The sequence below is a fragment of the Pseudoxanthobacter sp. M-2 genome, from assembly GCF_046156265.1.
In the GTDB taxonomy this organism is placed as follows: domain Bacteria; phylum Pseudomonadota; class Alphaproteobacteria; order Rhizobiales; family Segnochrobactraceae; genus CAMDHY01.
Genome location: NZ_JAWDIR010000013.1, coordinates 13,777 through 36,952, shown reverse-complemented (window position 1 = coordinate 36,952; position 23,176 = coordinate 13,777). Strand labels below are relative to the sequence as shown.

The following is a 23,176-nucleotide window of genomic DNA, read 5'->3' as shown; positions in this document are numbered from 1 at the left end:
TCTAACGTAGCCGCTCATCTATGGCGGCTTGGGACTTCGCTCTCAAAAGCAAACATAGTATCTCCAAGTCATTCAGAAGGTGCTCTGGATCGCGGTCGACTGCGGTCCTAAGAGCGTCCTTCAGCCAGTCGCTCATGCCAGGATGGGCGAGCACCCACGCAATCTGCTTTTCGGCTTCTAGGAGAGGCTCAATGGGAGATTGCGAAGCGGCCATTCCACACTCCCTTCGTTCCCTTGGTCACGGGTTGCACTCCCCACATTGTCCCGGGTCCGCTGTCGCCGCCTTCACCGCGCGCTCTTCCCGGTAACCGCACCCCTCACAACTATAGACATCAGCTTTCAGCGCGAGCGTTGGGCCTCCGCACCATGAACATGGCAGGCCGGATAGCCGTTTGGTGATGGCAAATCCGGGTCGAGCGCAGATCGGGCACAGGCTCCGAAACCGGCGGACAAGGTCCAGCGTCGCGCGTTTGATGGTGCGCATTCGAGTGGGGTTGCGATGGGCGCGCATATCGGTCTCAACGAAGGCGGCGCCGCAGATCGCGATCACCTCCTCAATCGCCCTTTGCAGTTCGGCCCAATCGTCGATGTCCTTGATCAGCGCGCGCCCGGGCGTCGGCTGCTGATCGACGCAGCCCATGACGATCACCCCATGTCCGGGAAATCGCGCGCGTTCGGCGAACGCACTGGCGCCGGCCAGGTCCGTAACGACGGTGTGGCCAAAATTCGTCGACAGGCCCGCATAATGACCGATCAATTCGAGACCGCTGACGCGGTCCTTCATTACGACAATCTCGCGGGCAAGCGGGACGAAGGGAATTTGGGGATGTGGACCGAAGCTTCCCTCGCTTGCTATTGCAACACGTGTACTCGGGCCATGCTCGAAAGCCGCCGCGATCTTAGCTCGTGCGGCGTCAAGCTGCGAACCAGTCCGCGCGATCTCTCGCGTAAAGGTCCCGAAGCGGTCGGTATCGAAGGCCGATGGCACGAGGCAATCGAGGCCGAGCGCCTCCGCAAGCAAAGGGGCGATCACGCGTTCCTTGCCGTGCATCGTGGCGATCACCGTCCGTGCGCCCGCCAGATGGAATTGGTCGCCGCCGACCTGATCGGGAAGCGCGTGGGCGGGGGTGTCGCGGGAATCAGAGATCGGCATGGAGGCGCGACCCCGCGTCGATTCGGAAATGGCTATCCGCTGTGCTGTACATTTTTGGCGAAAGCTCCCTAGTTATCGGTTACTTTGAGGGTGCGGCCGAGCTCCAGAAGATGGAGGACACGATCCGCCAGCGCCTCGGCCGGCACGTCGTGAGAAGCGAGGCGCAGTTCCGGCGCCTCAGGCGTCTCGTAAGGCGCGTCGATGCCGGGGACATGCGTGATTTTTCCAGCCCGGGCCTTCGCATAAAGTCCCTTGGGGTCGCGCGCTTCCGCCACCGTCAGCGGCGCATCGACAAAGATCTCATAGAATGGATGGCTGCCGGCGATCTCACGGGCGAGCGCCCGGTCGCGCGCGTAGGGTGAGATCACGCAGACCAGCACGACAAGCCCGGCATCGGCCATCAGCTTGGCGACCTCGGCCATGCGGCGGATGTTCTCGACCCGATCCACCTCGGTGAAACCGAGATCGCGATTGAGCCCATGGCGGACATTGTCGCCGTCCAGCACAAACGGATGGAAGCCGGCGGCCATCAGCTTGCGGTCGACAATGTTCGCAATCGTCGACTTGCCAGCCCCCGACAGGCCGGTAAACCACAGGATCGCCGGACGCTGCCCCTTCGCTGCGGCGCGTGCATCGGGAGCAGTATCGAAGTCTTGCCAGGGGATATTGCCGGCACGCCGCAGCGCGAAGTCGATCATCCCGGCGCCAACCGTGGCATGGGTGATGCGATCGACCAGCACGAAGCCGCCCATTTCGCGATTTTCGGCATAAGGGTCGAAAGCCACGGGGCGATCGGCTGCGAAGTTCACCACCGAGAGGTCGTTCATTGCGAGCTGACGGGCAGCCAGATGCGCACGCGTGTTGATGTCGATCCGATGCTTTAGCGCTGTGATGCTCACCGGCACTTCGTCCGTGCCGAGCCGCATCAGGTACTGGCGGCCGGGGATCATGGGCGCCTCGCCCAACCACAGCAGATGCGCCTGACACTGATCCGCGACAATGGGCGGTTTATCGGCCGCAGCCAGCACGTCCCCACGGCTTACGTCCAGGTCGCGGTCGAGCACCAGCGTGACGGACTGCCCGGCGGTGGCCTGGGCGGGATCACGCTCCGGGATGATCCGAGCGACGACGGCACGCGCGCCGGAGCGGGCTACAAGCACCGAGTCTCCCGGGCGCACGCTACCGCTCGCAATCCACCCGGAGAAACCGCGGAAATCCTGGCCTGCACGACTGACCCACTGCACCGGCAGGCGGAACGATCCGATCTCAAACGCATCGTCGACGTTGACCGACTCCAGCCATCCGATGATCGTAGGGCCGTCGAACCAAGGCATCGCGGCCGAGCGGCCCAACACATTGTCGCCCTTGAGCGCCGAGACCGGGACGGCAACCGCATCGGTGAAGCCGAGTGCTTCGGCGAGGTCGGCAATCTCGGCAGCATGACGCGCGAACGCAGTGTGGTCGAAGCCAACCAGGTCCATCTTGTTCACCGCCACGGCGACGTGGCGGATGCCCATCAAGGCGAGGATATGAGCATGACGCCGCGTCTGGGTAAGGACGCCCTTGCGTGCGTCGATCAGCAGCAGGGCGGCATCCGCCTGCGATGCGCCAGTGGCCATGTTGCGAGTGTATTGCTCGTGGCCCGGACAGTCCGCGACGACAAACTTGCGCTTGTCGGTTTCGAAGAAGCGCCAGGCGACGTCGATCGTGATGCCCTGCTCGCGCTCGGACATGAGCCCGTCGAGCAGCAGCGCGAAGTCGAGATCACCCTCCGGCACACGGCCTTTGCTGTCATTGAACAGGCGCGCGAGCTGGTCCTCGTAGACGCAGTCGGCGTCGTAGAGGATTCGCCCGAGCAGCGTGGATTTGCCGTCATCAACGCTGCCGCACGTCAACAGGCGAAGCTGCGACTTGGCTTGCTCGGCGGCGATGACGCGGGCGATTATGGCGTCCGGGCTTTCCTCTTCCGGCATCTGACGAGGCGTGTCGCGCATCAGAAATATCCTTCCTGCTTCTTGCGCTCCATCGATCCGGGTTGATCGTGGTCGATCAAACGTCCCTGACGCTCGCTCATGCGCGTCGACCGCATCTCGAGCAGGACGTCGGCGAGCGTGGCGGCGGTGCTTTCGATTGCCCCGGTGTAGGGATAGCAGCCGATCGAGCGAAAGCGGACCGACCGCAATTCGGGCTGTTCGCCGGGCTCGAGAGGCATGCGGTCGTCGTCCACCATGATCCAGGTGTCCTGGCGGCGGACCACGGGCCGGAGCTTCGCGAAATAAAGGGGGACGAGAGGGATGCCCTCGATCCAAATATAGTCCCAGATGTCGCGTTCGGTCCAATTTGACAGCGGAAATACGCGCATCGATTCGCCGGGGGCAAGGTGCGTGTTCCAAGCGTGCCAAAACTCGGGCCGCTGGGTCTTGGGCTCCCAGCGATGGGCGGTGTTACGGTGTGAAAAGATGCGTTCCTTGGCGCGCGACTTCTCCTCGTCGCGGCGAGCGCCGCCGATCGCAGCATCAAAGCCCCAGCGCGCCATCGCCTGCTTTAAGCCCTCGGTCTTCATCGCGTGGTTGTAGACGGCCGAGGAAGCGGTGAACGGTGTGATGCCGGCGCCCGCCGCTTCTCCGTTCGTATGAATCAGGAGCTCGAATCCAAGCAGCGCGGCGGTGCTGTCGCGGTGCGCGATCATTTCCCGGAACTTCCACCCGGTATCAACATGCAGCACCGGGAACGGCAGCCGTGCTGGGGCAAATGCCTTGTGCGCCAGATGCAACAAGACCGAGCTGTCCTTGCCGATCGAGTAGAGCAGCACGGTCTGCTGAAAGCAGGCGGCAACCTCTCGGATAATGGCGATGGACTCGGCCTCAAGGCGGCGTATGTGCGAAAATCGCACGTCATTCGGACTATGGGTTTCGACAAGTGTCATGTCAGGCTAAAGCCTCCAACTCTTGAAATCGTGCGGCCGTCGAGCGGGTTGCGGCTTCTCAACATCGCCACATGCCATTGTGGAGACCTCATTCGGCGGCGCGCTTGACCAAGCTGGCAAGGCGCGGGGCACACATCCGAAAAAAGGCCGCGGATGATCTTTCTGCCATTACGGCTCTCAGATATCGGCATAGGTGTGCGTCTCCGCGGCGCCGCCGGGATGGGTGACCGCGCCCTTCGCTGCCGCCCCCACGGTTTGCGCATATTTCCATAGCGCCCCCGACTGGAAGTCGTGACGGCGAGGTCGCCAGTCCTTGTGTCGGATTGCTAGTTCCTCGGCCGAGAGCTCGACATCAAGCGTGCCCAGTTCGGCATCGATAGCGATGATGTCTCCGTTCTTCAGCAGGGCGATCGGGCCGCCAACGGCTGCTTCCGGGCCGACATGGCCGACGCAGAAGCCACGCGTGGCGCCGGAGAAGCGTCCGTCGGTAATGAGCGCCACGTTGTCGCCCATGCCCTGGCCGTAAATCGCCGCCGTGGTCGCCAGCATCTCGCGCATGCCGGGGCCGCCCTTCGGCCCTTCGTAGCGGATGATGATGACCTCGCCCGGCTTGTACTCGCGGTTCTGCACGGCGCTGAAGGCCGCCTCCTCGGAGTCGAAGCACCGGGCCGGCCCGCGGAATTTGAGGTTCGTCATACCAGCCACCTTGACGATCGCGCCCTCCGGGGCGAGCGTGCCGCGCAGACCGACCACGCCGCCGGTGGGGGTGATCGGGTCGGAGATCGGGCGAACGATGTCCTGGTCGGTCGGGAAGACCACGTCGGCGAGGTTTTCGGCGATCATCTTGCCCGTCACCGTGATGCAGTCGCCGTGCAGATAGCCGCCGTCGAGCAGCGCCTTCAGGAGCACCGACACGCCGCCGATCTCGAACAGGTCCTTGGCGACGTACCGCCCGCCGGGTTTTAGGTCGGCGATATAGGGCGTGCGCTTGAAGATCTCGGCGACCGCATGCAGGTCGAAGTCGATGCCCGCCTCGTGCGCGATCGCCGGCAGATGCAGCGCCACATTGGTCGACCCGCCGGAGGCCGCCACTACGGCGGCGGCATTCTCAAGTGACTTGCGGGTGACGATGTCGCGCGGCCTGAGGTCGCGAGCCAGCAGGTTCATCACCGCTTTGCCGGACGCTTCCGCGAAGGCGTCGCGGCTCTCGTAGGGCGCCGGCGCCCCGGCCGAACCGGGCAGTGCGAGCCCAAGCGCCTCGGAGACGCAGGCCATGGTATTGGCGGTGAACTGGCCGCCGCACGAACCAGCGGATGGGCAAGCGACACATTCGAGCGCGTGTAGTTCGTCCTCGGAGATTTGGCCGGCCTGGTAGCTTCCCACCGCTTCATAGACGTCCTGCACGGTGACGTCCTTGCCGCGGAAGCGCCCCGGCAGGATCGTTCCTCCGTACATGAACACGCTGGGCACGTTGAGGCGGACCATGGCCATCATCATGCCGGGCAGAGATTTGTCGCACCCAGCAAGGCCCACCAAAGCATCGTAACAATGGCCGCGCATGGTGAGTTCGACCGAGTCGGCGATCACCTCGCGGCTTACCAGCGACGACTTCATGCCTTGGTGGCCCATGGCGATGCCGTCGGTCACGGTGATGGTGGTGAACTCGCGCGGGGTGCCGCCACCCGCCTTGACGCCGAGTTTGACAGCCTGCGCCTGGCGGCTGAGCGTGATGTTGCACGGCGCGGCCTCGTTCCAGCAGGTGGCGACGCCGACAAAGGGCTGGGCGATCTCCTTTTCGGTCAGCCCCATGGCGTAGAGGAACGAACGATGCGGCGCCCGCTCAGGGCCCAACGTCGTGTGGCGGCTCGGCAGTTTGGATTTGTCGTAGTGATGTGCCATGGGGTCGGCCTTTCGCTTTACACTTCGATCGATCTCTCACAGGCTGTCGGTTCGAGGAGGCGCCAACGAGCAACGCTCTCCGGACAGAACACACGCACGCGATCCTCGTCTCCGACCGGCAGTGTTTCGGGTGGCCGCCAGGGCGACTGCACGAGCGTGACTGTCTCGGTATTGGCCGACAGGCCGTAAAACCGGGCGCCGTTGAGAGACGCGAACGCTTCGAGCCGATCGAGCGCCCCTTCCTGCTCGAAAACCTGGGCATACAATTCAAGCGCGACCGGTGCGGTAAAAATGCCGGCGCAGCCGCACGCCGACTCCTTGTCCCGGACCAGGTGCGGCGCCGAATCCGTGCCGAGGAAGAAGCGCGGATCGCCGGAGGTCGCGGCGTCCCTTAATGCGAGACGATGGCCCTCCCGCTTGGCCACGGGCAAGCAGTACATGTGCGGCCGGATGCCGCCTGCGAACATCGCATTGCGGTTGATCATGAGGTGGTGCGCCGTGATGGTGGCGCCGATGGGACCCTCGGCGTGCTGCACGTAGTCCACGGCTTCGGCGGTCGTAATGTGCTCCAAGACGATCCGCAGCGCCGGGAAATCGGCTCGCAGTCGGACAAGCACCCGGTCTATGAACGCCTTCTCCCTGTCGAAAATGTCCGTCTCCTGATCGGCTACCTCACCATGGATCAAAAGCGGCATGCCGATGGCCTGCATCCTCTCCAACACCCGGTGGACACGGCGAATGTCGGTCACGCCGGCGGCGGAGTTCGTGGTGCTGCGCGCCGGGTACATCTTGACCGCCGTGACGATTCCTTCGGCAAAACCTTGAGCTATGTCCTTCGACTCCGTCTCATCGGTCAGGAAACACGTCATCAGCGGCTCGAACCTGGAGCCGTCGGGCAAGACGCGCCGGATCCGATCGCGATAGGCGGCCGCCTGGGCGGCCGTCGTCACCGGCGGATCGAGGTTCGGCATGACGATGGCGCGTCCGAACGTGCGCACCGTCCAGGGCAGCGCCATGCGCAGCATGGCACCATCGCGAAGGTGCACATGCCAGTCGTCGGGTCGAGGGAGGGTTATCTTTTCCACCAGGGTCACGTTCGCCCCGCTTCCCGCGCCTGACGCGCACCTTGCGGTTCTATCCAGAGCTCCAGCGGCGTGAGCCGCGCCGACTTCTTCGACTGGTGGCGATCCATGCGGCGGAGCACGTTGTCGAGGAAACGCACAGCCTCGACGATGAATGGTCCTTTGTTGAGCATCACGCATTCGGCGCGCTGCCCCATGGCCGCGTCGGTCACTTCCGCCCTGCTGGGTGCTCCTTCTTCCACCATCCCGGCCAAGACCTGGGTCGCCCAGATGACCGGCACATGGGCCGCCTCGCAAAGCCATAAAATGTTCTCTTGGACTTCGCCGATGCGTTCGAAACCAAGTTCGACTGCCAGGTCTCCACGCGCGATCATGACCGCCAGTGGCTGTTGCCCGGCGCCATGCACGATCAGGTCGGGAAGGTTCCTGACTGCGAGCGCGGTTTCGATCTTGATCACTAAAGGCTGCACGGGACGTCCACCGCGTCGTGCTGCCAATTCCCGCTGAATAAGCGTGATGTCCGACGGACGCTGAACGAAGGAGAACCCGACGAGGTCGGCATTCTCCGCAACGAAATCGAGATCGCGGAGATCCTTCTCGGTCAGAGGCGGAAGATCGAGCGCCGTATCCGGGAAGTTCAGTCCCTTTTTGTGCCTGAGCTTCTCCCCCTTGCTGCGCGCCTGCTCCACGCGAAGCATCGCGCCGTCAGACTCAATCCTTTCGACGCGCGCTGCGATGCGGCCATCGTCGATGAAGATCCGTGCTCCGACCTCAAGCTGATCAAGAATCGCCGGGAACGTCACGCGGATGACGATATCGCCGGCCTTTAGCTGAGCGGGCATTCGACCAGCCAACATGAGAAGGTCGCCGCGATAGAGCCGGGTCTTCTTCGGCGCGCAGACTTCGGCAATCCGGCATTTCGGGCCAGCGACATCCATTAGAATTCGACAGGCCCTTTCCTGATCGGCCGCCGCAGCGCGGCTATTTTCGATCATGGCCGCCCAGATCTCCGGTCCACCGTGCGCGCAGTTGATGCGCAGGCAGTCCGCCCCAGCGCGAATAATATCGGCGACCAAGCCCCGATCTTCACTGGCTCTGGTCGGCAACGTGACCATGATCCGCGTGCCGGGACCGTGCGGATCGTCCCCGAAAATCCTGGCCTGCTCTCGCCTCAAAATCCGCTTTCCGTTCCGGAAGTCTAAGGGGGTGGGAAAGGACACCGCGGACTGACCGGCCATTTCGGCCAGCCTCGCGCAGACGGCGTCAAGTGTTGCCATAACGCGGCCCTCACTCCGTCCGAGCGACGAAAGTCCAAGCGCCGAGAGCTGGTGCTGGAGATCGCTCAGATCATGGCGACGAAACGTCAGATACTGCGCAAGATTGATCGCTCCAGGCAGAAAACTCCGCCGCGCCACCTTGGGGGTCCAGTCCTCCACAATGGCTTGGCTCTCCTGAATGACGGCAGCTCGGATGCGAACCATCCTCGATAGGAGGCGCTTCGCGGATACTTTCCGGTCTGCCTCACAGGAGCGACCCGCAGCAGGACGTTTCAAGCTCGAACGTTGGATCGCATTCAGCGTCATTGGTTCTCCGATCGCACGCCTCACATGATCACGCGGTACCGCGGCCGGCGGCCTCGATGTTCCTGCGCAGGGCCGGATCAAGTTCAAGCTTGTTGGCAAGATCATCGAGCCAGGCCGTCTCGGCCGGGGTATCGGCATCGATGGCGATAAAAGCCGCCAGATAGACTTGCGCGGCCGCCTCTGGACCTCGCGCAGCCGCCGCAAGCTGGTCCGGTGTGTCGGGGCGCGCGATCAGGGACTCAAGATAACGTCGTTCTTCGCTTGAGAGGCCGCTGGCTTCGACGCGCTCGATCAGACGGGCGCGCTCGGTTTCGTCAAAGCGACCGTCGGCCATGGCCGAAGCGATCATCGCGCGTAGCAAGAGGGTGGCGGTGCCATCCCGTGGCATCGCATCCGGAGGTGAGAGAAAGCCGCGCGAAGCTTCTTGCGGCGCACCGGCCTGACCCGGAATGAGGCCACCAAGCATGTCGCTGACGCTTTGCGGTATCAGCGGCTTGCCGGCACGGTAATTGCTGTACGCCTTGTAGGCGAGCCCACCGAGCAGGGCAGCACCGCCGATTTGCATAGCGCCGCCGGCAAACTTCCGCGCGTGCTTCGAGGTCAAGAGCGTACCGGCCAAACCGCCTGCGAGCGCGCCGGTGCCGAGCGCACCCACATTGGCACCGAAGAAATCGCCGAGGCCCGCTCGTCCGCCTCGATCGGCCGGTTGAGCACCTTCCACGCCGCTTTGACCTGTCGTCGGGCTGCCCGACAGCACGGTGGTCAACAGCTTGTTCACATCGATCATATCGTTCTCCTGTGATGGACTGGCAGGTTCGCGCCTATCGGCATCCTGCGGGTTACCGTCGAGCGCGCTGCGGCGGGCGATGACGTTTCACGAGTGTCGGCATCGATGCACCAGGCGGGGGCGGCGAAGGATGCAATGATGTGCGCGACGGAGCAGACGGGACATCAATGGTCATTAATCGTCTCCTGCAGGGCGAGTGGAGGGCCGTGTTCCAATGGTATCCGGGAGCGGAGCTGTCGGGCCGTGGCTGGCGGCTTCGTCTGTCGCGGCCGTGCGAGTTTTCCATAGCGAGAACAGGACGCCGCCCGCGATGAGGGACAAGGTCACGCCGAGCGAGATCGCGGGGTCGGCCTTGCCGATGATCTGGTTCCAGAAGATCTTGGCGCCGATGAAGACGAGGACGATGGCGAGCGCGTATTTCAGATACTCGAAGCGGTGCACCATGGCGGCGAGGGCGAAATAGAGGGCGCGCAGCCCGAGGATCGCCATGATATTGGCCGTGAACACGATGTAGGTGTCGGTCGTGATGGCGAAGATCGCCGGCACCGAGTCGACCGCGAACACCAGATCGGCGATGTTGATCACGACGAGCGCCAGGAACAGGGGCGTCGCGAAGCGCGCGAGCTTGCCCGTCTCCGGATCGGGCTTGCGGACGAAGAAGTGCGAACCGTGCAACTCGGCCGACACACGCATGCGCTTAGACAGGAAGCGCACGATCGGATTCTTCGACACGTCCTGCTCGCTCTCTCCCATGACGAGCATCTTGATCCCCGTGGCGATCAGGAAGGCGCCGAAGATATAGAGCACCCACTCGTACTGCTGCACGAGCGCCGCGCCGAGCCCGATCATGATGCCGCGCAAGACCAGCACCGCGAGGATACCCCAGAGCAGCGCCCGGTATTGGTACTTTGCGGGAATGGCGAAGTAGCTGAAGATGAGCGAGATTACGAAGACGTTGTCGATCGAGAGCGCCTTCTCGAGGGCATAGCCCGTGAAATACTCCATGGCCGAGGTCGGGCCCATGGACCACCACAGCCACGCACCGAATACCAGCGCGATCGCGATGTAGAACGCGGACAAGATCAAGCTTTCGCCGACACCGAGTTCTTTGTCTTGCTTGTGAAGAACGCCGAGGTCGAAGGCGAGCAACGCGCCGACGATGCCGAGGAAGACGAACCAGAGCCAGACAGACTTGCCGAGGAAATCGCTGGTCAGGAAGTCGGCGAGCAGTTCCATGGTAATCCTTACTTTTCGGGTGTTTAGGAGCACCCGTTGAATGCGTCACAGGCCTAAGATTGCGTCCATGCTCAACTGCCAGCAGGGCCCGGACCTTTCGGGAGCGCCTGAGACGGTGGCGAGCGGCCCCAATTGCGATTGCGCCAATGGCTCTTGTTGGCGTTGTCGTCCTGGTTCTCGCCGTTGCGCAGCGGTGAAGGCAGCATCTCAATGCGAGAGCAGCACTGGCAGCGGCGGGTTGGCGACAATGGTCTTTGTCGCGCCGCCCAGGATGAAGTCGCGGATGCGCGAGTGCCCGTAGGCTCCCATGACGAGCAGGTCGAGGCTGCGCGCGGTTGCATAGTCTTCGAGAGCCTGCCCGATTGTCCGGCCGGCGGCCTCTTCTTCCTCGAGAACAATTTCGATGCCATGACAGGCGAGATGCTTCGTCAGTTCCGCGCCTGAGCTCTTCGTGTCCATCGTTTTTATTGGGGTGATCGTCACCACCCGCACGGTTTTGGCGCGCTGCAGGATCGGGAGGGCATCCGCCACGGCCCGTGCCGCGGGTCGACTGAAATCCCACGCCACGCCGACGATATCGAGGGAAAGGGAGTTGCTGCGTTTGGGCGCTTCCGGGAAGACGATCGTCGGTCGTCCGGAGCCGAAGATCACGCACTCGGCGACATATTGCTGTTGCTCTGCCTGCTCGCCGATCGGGATCATCGTGACGTCGTGCATTCTGGCGCGTGCAGTCACGATGCTCGGGATCTGCAAGGTGGTGCATGACACCATGATCGGCTGGTGTACAATGCCGCGCTTCGTCGCCATGCTTTCGAACGCACCGATCAGATCCCGGGCATTCGCCACACTTTTCTGCCGCTCGGCCGCAATCATCCCCGGGATGTCGAGCAGCTTGTTCGCAAGCACGTTGCCGACTTTCGGAATCTCTATTTTGAAAGTCAGCGCCGAGATACTCGCGCCCAGCGCCCCAGCAAAGTCGACCGCTTGCTCGACCGCCGCAACTGGGGTGGGTTCGGGATAGCTGCTCAACTGAAGCATGACGTCGTTGAAAGCCATTCTCTCAACTCCCGGCGGGGTCCTGATGGTTCGGGACGGCACCGCCCTGTTGTGCCGTCGTTGTTCGTCAGCCAGCATGGTGTCTGTTCCTCCCCGTCCCTTTGGCCATGCGCGGATTGCTGAGCATGTGCGGAATGTGGGCTCAATTGATCATCAAAAAAAGCAGATTATTCGTAGTGCTTTGATCCAAAAAAACTGCGGATGGGAATGGCCGGTCGTGTTGAATTACAGGTAGCTGCATTATCTCTGGGGGGTCATTAAAACTGGCAGCATCGCGCGCGCCGCCGACCATCAGCGTCCAGATCGGAACGCTCCAAGAAGCGCTCGGAACCGCGTTATTCCGCCGCGCGAGGCGACGACTGGAACTGACCGTGCCGGGCCAACTGGCTCTTGAACCGAGTCTTCGATACCTACGACCACCTCATCGAGGCAGCGTGCCAGCCTTGGAACAACCTCATCGACCAGCCCTTAGCTGTATTCCTGGTTCTCGCCCTTGCGCAGCGGGGAGGCAGCATCTCAATGCGAGAGCAGCACCGGCAGTGGCGGGTTGGCGACAATGGTCTTTGTCGCGCCGCCCAGGATGAAGTCGCGCATCCGTGAGTGCCCGTAGGCTCCCATGACGAGCACGTCGAGTTCGCGTGCAGTTGCATAGTCTTCGAGAGCCTGCCCGATTGTCCGGCCGGCGACCTCTTCCTCTTCCAGGACAACCTCGATGCCATGACAGGCGAGATGCTTCGCCAGCTCCGCGCCTGAGCGCCTCGTATCGATCGTTTTCTCCTCAGTGATCGTCACCACCCGCACGGTTTTGGCAAGCTGCAGGATCGGGAGGGCATCCGACACAGCCCTTGCGGCCGGCCGGCTGAAATCCCAGGCCACACCGACGACATCGAAAGACAAGGGATCGCCGCGTCTCGACACCTCGGGAAAGACGATAGTCGGTCGTCCGGAGCCGAAGATCACGCACTCGGCGACATATTGCTGGAGGTCCGCCTGCTCGCCGATCGGGATCATCGTCACATCGTGCATCCTGGCGTGTTCGGTCACGATGGCCGCGAGCTGCGAGGTCGGGCAAGACTCGATGATCTGCTCGTGCGGAACGCCGCGCTTCGTCGCCATGCTTTCGAACGCGTTGATCAGAGCCTGGGCATTCGCCACACTCTTCTGCCGCTCGGCCGCAATCATTCCCGGGACGTCAAGCAGCTTGTTCGCAAGCACGTTGCCGACGTTCGGAATCTCGATTTTGAAAGTGAGCGCCGAGATGCGCGCGCCTAACGCCTCAGCGAAGCCGACCGCTTGCTCGACCGCCGCAACCGGGGTCGCTTCGGGATAAGTGCTCAATGGGAGCAGGACGTCCTTGAAAGCCATTCTCTTTATCTCCTCAATTGCTCTGCTGTGTCACATTGACCGCGTCACGCGGTTTTTCTTGCGCCCGCTGTCATTTTCGCCAGGCAAAGTTCCTTTATCTGCGTTTTCCAGCGCCGCGATCCGTTCTTCCAACGGCGGGTGAGTCATGAACAGGCGCTTCAATCCGCCGCCAGCGCCGCCCGCAATGCCGAAGGCTGCCATTTTGTCGGGAAGAGGGCCCGGGTGCAGCGCCGCCAGGCGATGAAGAGCGGCGATCATGTGCCGCCGGCCGGCGAGCTCGGCGCCGCCCCGGTCGGCGCGGAATTCCCGGTGGCGGGAGAACCACATGACGATGATCGATGCGAGGACACCAAGCAGTAGTTCGGCAACAATCATGGTGACGAAAAAAGCCGGTCCCTGGCCACGTTCGGTCTTGAACACCACCCGATCCACCAAGTGGCCGACAACCCGGGACAGGAACATGACGAAGGTGTTCACCACGCCTTGGATCAGCGCCATCGTCACCATGTCGCCGTTGGCGGCGTGCGACACCTCGTGCCCCAGCACCGCCTCGGCCTCTTCCCGGCTCATCTGCTGCAGCAGCCCGGTGGACACCGCGATGAGGGAGGCGTTCTTGCTCATGCCGGTGGCGAAAGCGTTGACCTCCGGCGACTCGTAGACGGCAACCTCCGGCATCCTGATGTCGGCGGCCTGGGCCTGGCGGGCGACGGTTTGCACCAGCCACTGTTCCGTTGGCGTGCTCGGCTGGGTGATGACTTGGGCGCCGACTGCCCTCTTGGCGGTCCATTTCGAGAGGGCCAGGGAAATGAAGGCGCCGCCGAAGCCGAAGACGGCCGCGAAGATGAGCAAAGCATTGAGATTGAGGCCCTGTTCATTGAGGTAGGGCTCGACCCCCAGCAAGCGCAGGGTGACCGACAGCACCAGCACCACGGCCAGATTGGTTGCTAGAAAAAGCGCTGTGCGTTTCACGCGGTACTCCTCGCCAAATTCCTACTGAGCCAGAACCTTCAATCGAACTTCCACGCGCCCTCCCGCTTGGCGCAGCAGCGAGAGCTCGATCGACTCTTGGCCGGCCCTGAAGCTGTGATGTTCAGCTTCCAGCGTTGCATCAGTTACCTCCTGGGCGTATCCCGCTGCAGCGAAGCCTTGAACGTAATGCGCGCGCACCGAATCGAACGCGCCGCGCCCCGCGTAGCGGACCTCCACCGTCTCTTCGCCGCGCGCAAAATGGCTGCGCACCAAGCCGGGAAAGCGCGGTACCGGCCCGACATCGGCACCACTCACGTCGCTGGCCGGCGGTGCTTCGACGAGCCCCGGCACCCACTGGCCGACCTGTTCTTTCAGGCCGGGCGCCACGTGTTCGATCTGTGCCATGGTCTCGCCGGCAAGGCGCCTGCTCGCCTCGGTCGCCGCCGGAAACTGCCCCCACAGCCAGGACAGCAGCGCGATCCCGGCCCAGGTAAACAGACCGAGGATTCCGAGAACGGCGGCGCCAAGGATCAGCCAGGTGCGCGCCCGCACCTTACGCAGAGCCGAGACGGCCCGCGCCGAGAACCGGTGCTCATGGAGGGGGCTGCGCATCACAACCTCACGGAGCCCGTTCAAAGGTGTCGCACGCGCGCCGCTGGCGGCGGGCCAGAGTCCGCTTGGCCCGATCCGAGGCACGATTCACCGCGACAGGAAAGTCCGCTTCGGTTTCCTCGATGACGATGTCGGGCAGCCCGTTCAGCCGCACGCGCAGATGGCAGCATTTGTCTATGCCGCCCTTCGGTCCGTTGACATCCGACAGGCGCACGACCACGCCGCGAATGCGGTCCTGAAATTGGGACAATGCGAATCCCAGCCGATGCTCCACATGCCCGCGCAGGCCGTCGGTGAGTTCGACGCCATGCGCCTGAATATAGATCTTCATCAATCCTCCACCGACCCGGATCCTGAGCATGTGCGGAATATGGGCTTGATTGATCGCCTAAAAAATCAGATTATTCAGTGGGCTTTGATCGGAAAAAACTGCGAATTGGATAGCCAGTCGTGTTGAACTACAAGCAGCTGCACTATTTCTTGAGGGTCGCGAAGGCTGGCAGCATCGCGCGAGCCGCCGAGCAGCTGCGTCTCGCGCCACAGACCATCAGCGCGCAAATCGGCACGCTGGAGGAAGCGCTCGGAACAGAGCTGTTCCGCCGCGCCGGGCGGCGACTGGAACTGACCGCAGCGGGGCAGTTGACCCTCTCCTACGCCGACGAGATTTTCCAGATCGGCAGAGAGCTGGAAGAAACCGTGCGCAACCGCGCTGGCCGCAGCGACCTGCTGTTTCGGGTGGGGGTGGCCGATGTGGTTCCCAAGTCGATCGCCTATCGGCTGCTGGCCCCGGCACTGGGTAGTGCCGGGCGCGTGCGCCTGATCTGCCGGGAGGACAAGCTGGAACGGCTGTTCGCGGAACTCGCCATTCACAAGGTGGACCTGGTGATCGCCGACCGGCCGCTGCCCTCTGAATTGGGGGTGAAAGGCTACAGCCACTCTCTCGGGCGCACACCTATCGCCTTCTATGCCGTGCCCGGACTTGCCGCGCGCTATCAGGAGGGCTTTCCGCAATCCCTGGACGGCGCACCCATGCTGATCCCAAGCGATGGCGCAACAATGCGGGGGGCGCTCACGCGGTGGTTCAGCGAACATCAGATCGAGCCGCACATTGTCGGCGAATTCGACGACACCGCGCTGATGAAGGCCTTCGGCAAGGCGGGCGCAGGCATTTTCCCTGCACCGGCAATATTGGCCGACGAGATCCGCGAACAGTACGCTGCCGAGATCATTGGCCGTGCCGACAGCGTCGCAGCGAGATATTACGCCATCTCGGTTGAGCGCAAACTGACACATCCTGCCGTCGTCGCGATCAGCGAAGCAGCGAAGACGGACCTGTTCGTCGACGACAAAGCGCCAGCCAAGTCTTAAGCGGGTCCGCTCGCTGCTATCGTCACCACGAAGACAAAGATAGATGCCGTCAGGCGCGGCGAACGCCTTTGCGGGAGGGTTCGGCGCGCCTTCGCGTTCCAATCACCATCTCGATCAGTTCGGCGATCGTGCAATGACTTTCGACAGGATGCCGGAGGAACAAGTCCTCATGGACGATGTAGCGATTGGCGCGCCCCTCACGCATACGGCTGAGATAGCCTGCCTCCTCCAATTCGGCGACGATGCGCTGCACGGCGCGCTCCGTGATCCCGACCCGGGCCGCAACCTCCCGCATTCTCGCCTCCGGGTTCTCGACCAGGCACAGCAGTACATGGGCGTGGTTTGTCAGAAACGTCCAGCTAGCGGAGGAGGGTGCGTCAGATTTGGATTTTGCCGTTGCCTGCATTCACGAGATTCCCTATATGAACATACGAAACACGTTTCGTGTCTTTCATATCGTAACATGGAGTTCGCATCTATGGGGGTACGTGGGGGTTAATCGTGTCCCGACCACCCGTGTTCAGAAGGGGATGCGGCAACCTGGAGGCGCCGGACGCATACGAGTTGCCCGGCTCCGAAGGCCGACGAAGGAGTGCTGCCGGTGTCAAACTGCTTTTTGCTCCTGGTCCGGTCCAGCGATGACGTTCCCCGCGCTTGCCGGGACGTTGGAGAGTTTCTGGCATTTCAGCGGGCGCGGCTTCCAACGGGGCATGCAGAACAGGACCGGAGGCTGGTTGGAATATGGTTGGACCCGTTGATGGTGGACCCACCTCCCGGGGTATGGGGATCCGTCTCGGTTTCGAGCCCGCGCCCGTTCCGGATCCGCGAATCCGTCGGCCTGGGCGGAATATGGCAATTGTGCTGGCTTGACGCTGATCATGAGAGAGAACCCGCTGACCTCCACATTATACGCATACGCGAAACGCTGGTGTCTGCCCTGATCAAGGAGCGGCCACCACGCCCACACCCCAGAACTCCGCAGTTTGTTCCTGTCTTCGATGCGAACGACGGGCATCCCTTCATTCTTTCTCACACCCAGCGGCTGCGAGAGCTGTTTCCGGGCCAGATCGGTGACCCCAAGACGTGGAACAGGACGACTGGAGCATTCGCAACTCTCACCGGAGTTGGCGAATGCGACAGATCGCTTTGAACCACTCCGGTTTGCATTTCAACTCCATGGCATCAGGACAATACTTGTGGATACACTCCTCCAGCTTGCCATCGGCAATCTTCTCTCGCCGATGGTTTTGTTTTTCGGCTTGGGCGTCGCGGCTGGCTGCCTGAAATCCGATCTCGCCATACCCGAGGCAATCAGCAAGGGTTTGTCGCTCTATCTGATGCTGGCGATCGGATTCAAGGGCGGCGCCGAGCTCGCCTCGAACGGCGTTGCCGGCGCAGTCGCAGTCGCCTTGGTCCTGGCGCTCGCGCTCAGTTTCAGCTTGCCCCTCCTAGCCTATGCCCTGCTACGCGCCGCCACACGGCTCGATATTCCAAACGCAGCCGCCGTAGCGGCGCACTACGGTTCCGTCAGCATCGTGACCTTCGTTGCGGCGACCGGCTTTCTGGGATACCGAGCCATACCGTATGAAGGTTACGTGGTGGCGATGCTTGCCCTCATGGAGACGCCGGCCATCGTGACCGGCCTTCTTCTCGCCCGTCGCTCTAACGCTGCCGGACCGACCGCGTCGCGCGCGCCTTTCCTTTCGAGAGAAGTCGCCCGCGAGGTGTTCCTGAGCGGCGGCGTCGTGCTGCTCGGCGGCAGTTTCGCGATCGGCTGGATCACAGGCGACAAGGGCATGGCGGTAATGGCGCCGGCAATTGTCGATCCGTTCAAGGCCGTGCTTGCCGTCTTCCTTCTCGACATGGGCCTGCTGGTTGGCCGCCGGCTGCACGACTTCAGAGCGGTGGGCTGGCCGGTGGTGGCGTTCGGCCTCTACATGCCCCTGATCGGAGCCATGATCGGGCTGCTCGCAGCCCATGCGATCGGCCTGTCTTTGGGCGGCATGACGCTCGTCGCCGTACTCGCCGCAAGCGCCTCCTATATCGTGGTTCCGGCGGCAATGCGCCTGTCGCTGCCGCAGGCCAATCCGGCGATCTACATTCCCTTGTCTTTGGCCGTCACCTTTCCGTTCAATTTGATTGTCGGTATCCCGCTTTATTACGCTGGCGCGCAATGGCTCGTCGCACTGTGATCGAAAGGACTGTCCCGTGACGCAACTCTACCGGAAGAAGAGGATCGAGATCATCGTGGAAGCGTCGCGCGCCCGCGCCATCATTGAGATGATCGAGGCGGTAGGCGCCAAGGGCTACACCATCGTGCCCAATGTCTCTGGCAAAGGCAATCGCGGCATACGTGACGAGGCTCACCTCTCCGATGTGTTTCGCAACGTCATGATCATCGTGGTTGCCGCGGAGGAGATCGTGCGCCGCATCGTGGAACAATCCCAGCCGCTTCTCGAAAACTACGCCGGGATCGTGGTGGTTTCCGACGTCGAGGTCATTCGTGACGAGCATTTCTAACCACGCCGGGACGGCCATATACTTTTCTCTTTACCGTCCGCGTGCTTGTTAGGCAGCTGAATTACGTTGCTGCGTTTCTTCATAACCAGCGTGAACAAATCACGCTTTACGGGAAAAGCAGCCAATTCTCATGGGTGTCGATAAGGTATGCCATTAGGACCGCGCGTATCAGATTAGGTCGGCAGCGTACGGTTTGCGGCAAGCACCTCTCCGGCGAGATAGAGCGAGCCGGTAATGAGGATTCGGGGGGCCGGATCGAGGCCAAGCGCGGAGATGGTGGCAAGCGCGTCCCCGACACTGTCGCTGGTCTCGGCCGGGATGCCGATGCGGCGGGCGACTTGTGCGATCTCCTCGGACGGCAGAGCCGCGTCTTGCTGGATCGGCACCGCGATGACACGGCAGATGCGCACGGCGAAGTTCATGAGAAAGCCTTCGCAATCCTTGTTCGCGAGCATGCCGACGATGAGTATGAGCGGCCGCGGACCGCGCTTCTCAAGATCGGCAAGCGCGCCGACGACCGCACGGCCGCAGTCTGGATTGTGGCCGCCGTCGAGCCACAGCTCGCTGCCTTGCGGCGCCAGTTCCACCAGCCGGCCGTGAGCGAGACGCTGCATGCGCGCTGGCCATTCGACCTTGGCGACGCCTTGCTCGAAGGCCGCGTGCGGAATCTGCAGTTCAGGGATGCAGCGCAAGGTGGCGATTGCGGTACCCGCGTTGTCGAACTGGTGACGGCCAGACAGACGAGGCGCCGGCAGGTCGATGAGCCCGTGCTCGTCCCGGAAAACCATGCGGCCGCGCTCGGGCGTCACGACCCAGTGCTTGCCAGCTATCCGAAGCGGCGCGCACATGCGCGCGGCCTGCCGCTCGATCACCGTGAGCGCCTCCCGCGACTGTGGCGCCGTTACCGCCAGCACATTGGGCTTGAGGATACCCGCCTTCTCGGCCGCGATCAGCTCGATGGTATTGCCGAGAAAGTCCTGATGGTCGAGCGAGATTGGAGTGATCACGCTCGCAAGCAAGCGTTCGATCACGTTGGTAGCGTCGAGCCGGCCACCCAGGCCGACCTCGAGCAGCAGCACATCGGCGGGATGGCGCGCGAACAGCAGGAAAGCCGCGGCGGTGGTAATCTCGAAGAACGTGATTGGATCGCCGGCATTCAACCGCTCGCAGGTCGCAAGTGCATCCGCGAGTTCGTCGTCCTCGACCAGCACGCCGCCGCCCGGTCGCGCAAGACGGATGCGCTCGTTGAAGCGCACGAGGTGGGGCGAGGTGTAGACGTGCACGCCGCGCCCGGCCGCTTCCACGATCGCGCGGAGAAAGGCGACGGTCGAACCCTTGCCATTGGTGCCAGCGACGTGGATCACCGGCGGCAAGCGTCGCTCGGGATGGCCAAGCCTGTCGAGAATGCGCCACATGCGGTCGAGCGAGAGATCGATCCGCTTGGGATGGAGCGCGAGCAGGCGCGCAAGAATAGCGTCGACTTGGACCATTATGCTTCGCCAATTTCTGTCCTGCTCAGGAAGATACAGATTTGGTGGTTGGACCGGGGCTCCCAAGCTCGCCTTTGCCGAAATCACAACCCGAGGGGCCGCTTTGCGGGTACGAGCCTGTTGCGCGTGATTATCAGAGGTAGCATCGTCGCGGCACGGTTACCATTTAGAGTCCCACTCGGGGAGTAACCCCTCCGACTTCAGTCGGATACCGGCTTCAGCCCGAGACTATGGGCTACAAGAGCGGTTGTCACACGACATTCCATCATCGCTACCATCTCGTCTGGGCGCCGAAGTACCGGTTCAAGGTCCTGCACGGTGAGGTTCGCCTGCGGGTGCGCGAGATCATCCGGCAGGTGTGCGACGAGATGGGCGTGACCATCATCCATGGCGCTCTGTCACGTGATCACGTCACATGTTCGTCGAAATCCCTCCGCACGTCTCGGTCAGCGATTTCGTGCGCCGGGCCAAGGGCTGCTCATCGCGCAAGATCCAGCAGGAGTTCGAGCACATCCGCAAACGCTACTGGGGCCAGCGATTCTGGCAGAGAGGCTACTTCTCCACCACCTCCGGTAACATCACCGACGACATCATCATGCGCTATCTCGACCGCCACACCCACAAAAACGGCTTCAGCCCCTCCGCCTGATCCTACCGGCGTCAGTCGGTCAGTCATTCAGATCGCGTACATCAAGTTCAGTAAGGACGCGACCGAGTGGCCTGTCATGCAAGCCCCAGGGGACGGCACGAGACCGCGCAGACAGCTGGGCACCTCGATTTACCGGTGTTTTTGGCCTGAACTGACAGCGGTGGCCGGCGCGGCGTAGCGAGCTTGGCAAATGGAATTTCTGGGCGGCGTTTCGGCGCATTCGCGGCTGGTTGGGAGCCCCGACCTGGAGCGCAGCGCGCTTCCGCACGGCCGGAACACTACGACGTCTTCTCGAAAGACACGGCTGACCGTCCGCGACACACGCGGAGCGATATTTTACGCGCCCTTAAGGTCTCACCGCATCGCTCCTGGCCCGCCTCGATCCATGGCTTGGCTGACGCACCACCTTCGGTGCCGCCTTCGTCGCGCTCGGGGCGATTAAGTCCTGAAATTCTATGCGTTTGTGGGCTGCACGATCATCGTAGTGGAAACGCGGTGAATCTCGCAATTCCGGTTGTTTCGTGGAGCAGTAGGCTGCAATTTCATAGCGCTCCAGCGGAAACGTAGTTATCAGTTTCATCCACGCTGGGGCGCCACCTACGCCAGGCTACGACCGCAAACCCTGCGATGCGATGCCGTACGCATGTGCATCCGATCGCCCTCCCACGAAGCGCCGCACTGGACAGGATTCGAACTGGTGACCGTTCGGAGCGCCACAGCTTTCTGAGAGATGCGTGCATCGATCCCCCGCCAGACAGCTTTCTATTTGTACGCCACAGTATCCTGTTGTCCGACATCTGAATTTGGCCTCTTCCCTTTCGCGACCTATCGCGTTCATTTCCTCAAAAGGAATAGCTGAGGAGATGACGATGGCTCACCGGAGCGACACTCCGATCAAGCGAACTATCCGCCGGCACCAGCTGCGCGAAATGGTGCCGCTCGCCGACAGCACCATCTACGAGATGGAACAGCGAGGAGAGTTCCCCCGGCGCTTCGCTCTTTCGCCGCGCTGCGTCGTGTGGGATCTGGCGGAGATCGAAGCCTGGTTGGCCTCACGCCGATCATACCCCATCGGTCGCGCCCAATCCCCAGATGTTAGGCAACGGCGGTCGCGCCCTGTTCGAGAGCCGGGTCTGGCTCAAACAACGGCATCGAGGGTGGGATGAGTGCCGGCACGCGCTTCTTGCCAACGGCCCAAGCGTCGATGATATCCGACCATTCCTGCATCATATGGCGGCGTTGCACCTCGTATTCCGCCTTGTTGTAGACGCCGCGTGACGACCGACCATCCTCATGCGCAAGGCACTTCTCGATCCAATCGCTGTTGAAGCCCAGTTCGTTGAGCAGTGTCGAGCCAGTCCTCCGCAGGTCATGAACCGTGAATGGCTCCAGCGGAAGGCCATCCTTCTTCGCCTGCTCGACGACGGCGTAGGTGACGCGATTGAACGTCGCACGCGACATGGGCGCATCCGCATCGTAGCGCGACGGCAGGAGGTATTTCGAATTCCCGGCGCAGGTCTTGAGCGCGATCATGATGTCTAGGACCTGGCGCGACAGATAGACGTTGTGCGGCTTCGAGCGCTTCATCCGCTCCTTCGGGATCGTCCAAACGGCATTCTCGAAATCGACCTCGTCCCAGGTGGCGTCCTGCAGCTCGCTCTTGCGAACCATGGTCTGCAGGTAGAGGCGCATGCCGAGCCTGATGGTCGGCAGTGTCGCCACCTTCTCAAGCAGCTTGAGCATGATCCTGATCTCGGTTGGCGAGAGCGATCGGTCCTTTGGCACGAACGTCGCGATCGAGGCCGGTCCCACATCGTCAGCCGGATTGGCGACCTTCTCACCGTGTAAGATGGCGAAGCCGTAGATCTGCTTAACGATGTCGCGAACATGGATCGCCGTCGCCGGCGCGCCGCGCTCGACGATGGCGCCGCAATGAGCCCGGAGGTCATCCGGTGTGATTTCGGTCAGCAGCCTGTTGCGCCACTTGGGGAGCAACTCGCGCTCGAAGATCGACCGGCGCATCGCGCGCGTGCTGTCGGCCATCGGCGCTGCAGTTAGCCATTTCTCGCCGAACTCACCAAAGCTTTTCGCTTCCAGGAGACGGCGCTTCTCCCGCTGTTTTTCAATCGCCGGCGAGCGTCCCTCGCTGATAGCTCGTTTGGCGTCGATGCAGAGCTCTCGGGCGCGAGCGAGCGACAGCCCAGCCGGGCCGTACTTGCCGAACGTGACGGTCTCACGCCGCCCGTTCATCCGGTAATCCAACCGGAAAGTGAGGGTCCCCGACGGCTTCACGAGCACGTACATGCCGTCCCGATCCGTCACCTTATAAATTTTCTCTTTTGGCTTCAGGTGCTTAAGGGCTGCATCCGTCAGCATTTGGGTCGCCTCCTCGAAAAAAGACCGTCAGGCCATTTTCGAGCACCATCCTGACAATATTTCCTTTTATTCCAGCGTGTTATGCCACAAAAAAGACCGTCAGAG

At 62.4% G+C, this 23,176-nt stretch carries 21 protein-coding genes and 1 pseudogene; 6 read left to right on the top strand and 16 right to left on the bottom strand.

Translation table 11 applies throughout. The features are described from left to right. Positions 1-238: 238 nt before the first annotated feature. From RUR49_RS11010 to RUR49_RS10970, 9 genes are all read right to left on the bottom strand, one after another. Positions 239-1,153, bottom strand: a complete 915-nt coding sequence (locus RUR49_RS11010) for a DUF6671 family protein (protein WP_024924686.1) — start codon at positions 1,151-1,153, stop codon at positions 239-241. Positions 1,154-1,221: 68 nt separating this feature from the next. Next, positions 1,222-3,147, bottom strand: a complete 1,926-nt coding sequence (cysC, locus tag RUR49_RS11005) for an adenylyl-sulfate kinase (RefSeq protein WP_081766894.1) — start codon at positions 3,145-3,147, stop codon at positions 1,222-1,224. Further along, on the bottom strand, positions 3,147-4,079 hold the full coding sequence (gene cysD / locus RUR49_RS11000) for a sulfate adenylyltransferase subunit CysD (protein WP_024924684.1): 933 nt from the start codon (positions 4,077-4,079) through the stop codon (positions 3,147-3,149). Before cysD ends, cysC begins: the two co-directional genes overlap by 1 nt. A 177-nt stretch (positions 4,080-4,256) precedes the next feature. Beyond that, complete coding sequence (gene ilvD / locus RUR49_RS10995; RefSeq protein ID WP_024924683.1) at positions 4,257-5,978, bottom strand: dihydroxy-acid dehydratase; 1,722 nt, start codon at positions 5,976-5,978, stop codon at positions 4,257-4,259. A gap of 17 nt (positions 5,979-5,995) precedes the next feature. Continuing rightward, entirely contained in the window at positions 5,996-7,063 is a 1,068-nt protein-coding gene (pyrC, locus tag RUR49_RS10990; RefSeq protein ID WP_204367413.1) for a dihydroorotase, read from the bottom strand. 5 nt (positions 7,064-7,068) lie between these two features. After that, on the bottom strand, positions 7,069-8,643 hold the full coding sequence (locus tag RUR49_RS10985) for a pyruvate kinase (RefSeq protein ID WP_409146431.1): 1,575 nt from the start codon (positions 8,641-8,643) through the stop codon (positions 7,069-7,071). 28 nt (positions 8,644-8,671) lie between these two features. After that, positions 8,672-9,430 (bottom strand): tellurite resistance TerB family protein, encoded by a 759-nt coding sequence (locus RUR49_RS10980; protein WP_024924680.1) that lies wholly within the window; start codon positions 9,428-9,430, stop codon positions 8,672-8,674. Positions 9,431-9,604: 174 nt separating this feature from the next. Next, on the bottom strand, positions 9,605-10,666 hold the full coding sequence (locus tag RUR49_RS10975) for a TerC family protein (RefSeq protein WP_024924679.1): 1,062 nt from the start codon (positions 10,664-10,666) through the stop codon (positions 9,605-9,607). 207 nt (positions 10,667-10,873) lie between these two features. After that, positions 10,874-11,722, bottom strand: coding sequence for a universal stress protein (locus RUR49_RS10970; RefSeq protein WP_024924678.1), 849 nt, complete (start codon positions 11,720-11,722; stop codon positions 10,874-10,876). A gap of 224 nt (positions 11,723-11,946) precedes the next feature. Here RUR49_RS10970 and RUR49_RS10965 point away from each other — a divergent pair, with 224 nt between their 5' ends. Further along, a complete protein-coding gene (locus tag RUR49_RS10965) occupies positions 11,947-12,306 on the top strand; it encodes a LysR family transcriptional regulator (RefSeq protein WP_204367412.1) in 360 nt (119 codons plus the stop codon). On the opposite strand, the gene RUR49_RS10960 is transcribed toward RUR49_RS10965, so the two are convergent. From RUR49_RS10960 to RUR49_RS10945, 4 genes are read right to left on the bottom strand one after another with little or no spacing between them, the layout of a single operon-like run. Continuing rightward, positions 12,239-13,087, bottom strand: coding sequence for a universal stress protein (locus tag RUR49_RS10960; protein ID WP_024924677.1), 849 nt, complete (start codon positions 13,085-13,087; stop codon positions 12,239-12,241). The two genes, RUR49_RS10965 and RUR49_RS10960, sit on opposite strands and share 68 nt — an antisense overlap. A 30-nt stretch (positions 13,088-13,117) precedes the next feature. Then, entirely contained in the window at positions 13,118-14,056 is a 939-nt protein-coding gene (htpX, locus tag RUR49_RS10955) for a protease HtpX (protein ID WP_024924676.1), read from the bottom strand. Positions 14,057-14,077: 21 nt separating this feature from the next. Continuing rightward, positions 14,078-14,668 carry a hypothetical protein gene (locus RUR49_RS10950; protein WP_024924675.1) on the bottom strand — a complete coding sequence of 197 codons (591 nt, stop codon included), beginning with the start codon at positions 14,666-14,668 and terminating at the stop codon, positions 14,078-14,080. Positions 14,669-14,675: 7 nt separating this feature from the next. Continuing rightward, the gene (locus RUR49_RS10945; protein ID WP_024924674.1) at positions 14,676-14,999 is read right to left on the bottom strand and encodes an HPF/RaiA family ribosome-associated protein; all 324 of its coding nucleotides are present in this window, start codon (positions 14,997-14,999) and stop codon (positions 14,676-14,678) included. Positions 15,000-15,118: 119 nt separating this feature from the next. Between RUR49_RS10945 and nhaR the strand changes: the two genes are divergently transcribed. Next, complete coding sequence (gene nhaR, locus RUR49_RS10940) at positions 15,119-16,036, top strand: transcriptional activator NhaR (protein ID WP_409146430.1); 918 nt, start codon at positions 15,119-15,121, stop codon at positions 16,034-16,036. A 49-nt stretch (positions 16,037-16,085) separates the two neighbouring features. Here nhaR and RUR49_RS10935 read toward each other — a convergent pair whose 3' ends face one another. Beyond that, a complete protein-coding gene (locus tag RUR49_RS10935; protein ID WP_024924672.1) occupies positions 16,086-16,442 on the bottom strand; it encodes a winged helix-turn-helix domain-containing protein in 357 nt (118 codons plus the stop codon). A 790-nt stretch (positions 16,443-17,232) separates the two neighbouring features. Between RUR49_RS10935 and RUR49_RS10930 the strand changes: the two genes are divergently transcribed. Both RUR49_RS10930 and RUR49_RS10925 read left to right on the top strand, forming a co-directional pair. Then, entirely contained in the window at positions 17,233-18,228 is a 996-nt protein-coding gene (locus tag RUR49_RS10930) for a sodium-dependent bicarbonate transport family permease (protein WP_024924670.1), read from the top strand. A gap of 16 nt (positions 18,229-18,244) precedes the next feature. Further along, positions 18,245-18,556, top strand: coding sequence for a DUF190 domain-containing protein (locus RUR49_RS10925; protein WP_024924669.1), 312 nt, complete (start codon positions 18,245-18,247; stop codon positions 18,554-18,556). A 173-nt stretch (positions 18,557-18,729) separates the two neighbouring features. Here RUR49_RS10925 and RUR49_RS10920 read toward each other — a convergent pair whose 3' ends face one another. Beyond that, positions 18,730-20,046 (bottom strand): folylpolyglutamate synthase/dihydrofolate synthase family protein, encoded by a 1,317-nt coding sequence (locus RUR49_RS10920; protein ID WP_024924668.1) that lies wholly within the window; start codon positions 20,044-20,046, stop codon positions 18,730-18,732. Between the two features lie 230 nt (positions 20,047-20,276). On the opposite strand from RUR49_RS10920, the pseudogene tnpA reads away from it, so the two are divergent. Both tnpA and RUR49_RS10910 read left to right on the top strand, forming a co-directional pair. Next, positions 20,277-20,695, top strand: a pseudogene (gene tnpA / locus RUR49_RS10915) (IS200/IS605 family transposase). A gap of 869 nt (positions 20,696-21,564) precedes the next feature. After that, on the top strand, positions 21,565-21,861 hold the full coding sequence (locus tag RUR49_RS10910; RefSeq protein WP_081766899.1) for an AlpA family transcriptional regulator: 297 nt from the start codon (positions 21,565-21,567) through the stop codon (positions 21,859-21,861). Here the strand turns inward: RUR49_RS10910 and RUR49_RS10905 are convergent. After that, entirely contained in the window at positions 21,791-23,071 is a 1,281-nt protein-coding gene (locus tag RUR49_RS10905; protein WP_409146429.1) for a tyrosine-type recombinase/integrase, read from the bottom strand. The two genes, RUR49_RS10910 and RUR49_RS10905, sit on opposite strands and share 71 nt — an antisense overlap. Between the last annotated feature and the right edge of the window lie 105 nt (positions 23,072-23,176).